This is a genomic window from Mycobacterium sp., assembly GCF_052144515.1.
In the GTDB taxonomy this organism is placed as follows: Bacteria; Actinomycetota; Actinomycetes; order Mycobacteriales; family Mycobacteriaceae; genus Mycobacterium.
Window position 1 is genome coordinate 1 of record NZ_JBKQQD010000306.1, and the last position, 2,805, is coordinate 2,805.

Consider the following 2,805-nt stretch of genomic DNA (forward strand, 5'->3'; position numbering starts at 1 on the left):
CGTGTTCGGCGGCGGTGTAGGCGATGATGACGGTGACCGCTGTCGCGGTGTCGTTGGCCTTCTTGTAGATCTCGACCTGGTTCTGCAGGTTTCGTTTGAGCTGGCGATTGCTGGCTAGCTTGAACTCGATAAGGGATTTGTCGGCAGCCCCGATGCTGACCTTGAAGTCCACGGGTCCGCGGCCGTTGTTCGGCTCGCGGTTGACGTCGAAGGCGCTGCCGAACCATGCGAGGCCAAAGTACAGCTGGACCTCGGTCTCCTTCGCGAATACGCCGTCGCCACGGTTGACGAGCTTCCAGCCGTCTTGGTCTTCAACATAGTGTTTGAAAAGCTTTGCGCGGGTGAGTGCTTCGTTGTAGCTGGACCATCCGATCTTGTAGAAGTCGGTACGTGCATCTAGGTCGCGCACAAGCCGGGTCAGTTGCTCGACGAAGATATCGAAGGTGTCACGGACCTTCTCCAGACTCTGCTGCTCAGCCTCGTCACCCGCCTCTTCTCGGAGCCGGATGTAGTAGTCGAGCAGCTCGGGGTGTTCGCGCACGGTCGCCTGTACCGCAGCTACGACACGCTCATGGTTCGGTTTGTCGCCGAGGGCTAGGGCGAAATAGTTGGAGACTTGCGCGCGTAGTTCCGCGTTCGGCAATGCCTCCGGGATCGAGGAAAAGCGGCCGACCATGTCGCCGAAGCTGATCCAGGTGTCGTCTCGAGTCAGCATGTCGATCGGCGTTAGCAGGACGAAGTCGCCCCAGAGCACCGGCAGGTAGTAGGTGCCCGACTCCCACGCTTCGGTGTCGTAGTTAAAGCGCACATGCCGAATACCAAAGTCTCGACACTGTTCTGGGCTCAGGTGCTGGCGAGCGAATGTTTGCGTGTACTCCAGCAGGTATTCCTTGATCAGGTTCGTAGTGAAGTCCGAGATGCCGTCGCGCCCCACACCCGGACGGATGAGACCGACCTTCTCGAGGTGACTCGACCTTGTGATCTGCTCCGCGCCGAAATCGTTCAAAATGCTGGTTAGCGACTCACGCAGTGCCGACGCGAACTTCGGGCCGAGGCCGAGACCGCCGTTACCGAGCACGGAGAACCCGAGCCAGTTCTGCCGCACCTCCGGAAATCGGAACAAGCTGCTGACCAGCGCTGGCTCCAACGGGCCAGATGACGCCTTATCGCGCAGGAAACGCAGGTAGCGCAGCACCTTCTCGTGCAACTGCTGGTACTCGGGCTTGTCACTGTGGAACAGGAGAAACGGGTCGATAAATTAGGGGGAGGTCAGAAGCAACCGACACATCAAATGCGCCGTACTGCTCGAGCACGTCGGGCGCGAGGCCGAGGTACTGCGAGACATACAGGTTGAGGTCGTCCTCCGGCACGAGCTCAGCTTGTCACCTCACGCCGACCAGAACGGGCAACTTGACGCCCGCGCGGTCGTGACCGGCTGGGCCGGCGCCTGGGTCGACTTGCCTGATGATGCCGCAGGTGCTTTACCGTCGTCGACCTGGACCTAGTCGGTGCGCGAACGCTCTTCGACGAGTGGGACGGATGCTCGACATCGAATCGGTACACCCAGCTAATGTTGACGATCATCCCGGGCAAACACCCGACTCGCCAAACCACACGACTTCATTCTCTCCGCCGGAGCCGCGCGGAGACTCCGCCGGGCCCCATTGGCTCACGCCGTCTGCGCGGTTTTTGACGCTCCGAAGCAGACCGAATACGGCGGGATCGAATATGGAGGGTTACCGGTAGAAGTGCGCCAGTCGTGTCGCACGCGCGACACAGACTCCGCGGACCGGCTCTTCGCTTTCGCCTTCGAGCAAGAGGTGTGTGGTGTCTGGGGTGCTCGAAAAGGGTTGGTGGCTCGGTGGGCTGGTGGTCGGTGGTGGTGGGGTGGTTCGGGTTGTGTTGGCGGGCAGGGTAACTGGGAAACGGGTATGTGGACAAATGTGGACAGGGTTTTGTTGGTGGTGATGGTAGCGATGCGGGACGCGGGCGTCGTATGGTGCAGCGATGGGCAATATCAACTCGAAAGCGGCAGCGCGCAAAAGGGTTCGCGAAGTGCAGGCGAGAGCCAACGAGGCTCGCCTGGAACGGGAACGCCACAACGTCGATGACGCCGCGTCGTTTCTGGTCGAGCTAGGCCGCCTGGCAGCGGTCGATGAGTGGGAGCAAGGCCGCATCGTTGAGATTCGTGCGGAGGGGGAGCGGCGCCGGCACGAACACCGCCAGGCGGGGGCGGCGGCGGTAGCGCGGATGCAGCAGCGAGGTGAAACTCTCACCGGGATTGCGGAGTTGGCCGGCGTCAAGGTCAGCGACGTGCGGACGGTGCTGAAATCCACGACCGCACAACCGGTCGCGGCGCCGGATGCACTAGGCGCGCCCGAGAGCGCGGATGCCGCGACGGTGAATGGTGCGGCATCCGCGCTCTCTGCGTCGCACGCACTAGGTGTCGGTGGGCGCGTCTAGCGTGAGCGCGTGCGAGCCGATCCCGGGCAGCCCTTGTGGGTCGATCCCGACGTGCATGTCGCTGAATGCCGGCGGTTCGACTCGTTCGTGGTGGAGGGCCCCACTGCCGACGATTGCGATTTCTTCACCGGCGCGATCGGGAAAGACGGATACAGCCGTGGTGTCAGATCAGGCTGGTGAGCGTGTCGTAGAGCAGGAAGAGGTTCAGTGTGGTGATGACGACGGTGATCAGGAGCATCAAGGCACTGGTCAGGCGGCGGTTGACCATGTCGGTCATGGTCTCGCGGGTGCGGGTAATCAGTAGTAGCGGGATGAGGGCGAACGGGATGCCGAAGGACAGCA

At 62.0% G+C, this 2,805-nt stretch carries 4 protein-coding genes; 2 read left to right on the forward strand and 2 right to left on the reverse strand.

Annotated features, from left to right (window positions below; all coding sequences use genetic code 11):
- Positions 1–1,207 (reverse strand): hypothetical protein (locus tag ACLP9N_RS20815; protein ID WP_442409194.1); only part of this gene is annotated, 1,207 nt, incomplete at its 3' end.
- Positions 1,208–1,226: 19 nt separating this feature from the next.
- Positions 1,227–1,370, reverse strand: coding sequence for a hypothetical protein (locus ACLP9N_RS20820; protein ID WP_442409195.1), 144 nt, complete (start codon positions 1,368–1,370; stop codon positions 1,227–1,229).
- Positions 1,371–2,007: 637 nt separating this feature from the next.
- Here ACLP9N_RS20820 and ACLP9N_RS20825 point away from each other — a divergent pair.
- Complete coding sequence (locus tag ACLP9N_RS20825; protein WP_442409196.1) at positions 2,008–2,463, forward strand: hypothetical protein; 456 nt, start codon at positions 2,008–2,010, stop codon at positions 2,461–2,463.
- Positions 2,464–2,472: 9 nt separating this feature from the next.
- Positions 2,473–2,643, forward strand: coding sequence for a hypothetical protein (locus ACLP9N_RS20830; RefSeq protein ID WP_442409197.1), 171 nt, complete (start codon positions 2,473–2,475; stop codon positions 2,641–2,643).
- Positions 2,644–2,805 lie beyond the last annotated feature (162 nt).

What these genes read in the sequence shown, in the direction of transcription:
- ACLP9N_RS20825 (WP_442409196.1), top strand. Translation starts at nt 2,008, where the DNA reads ATGGGCAATATCAACTCGAAAGCGGCAGCGCGCAAAAGGGTTCGCGAA.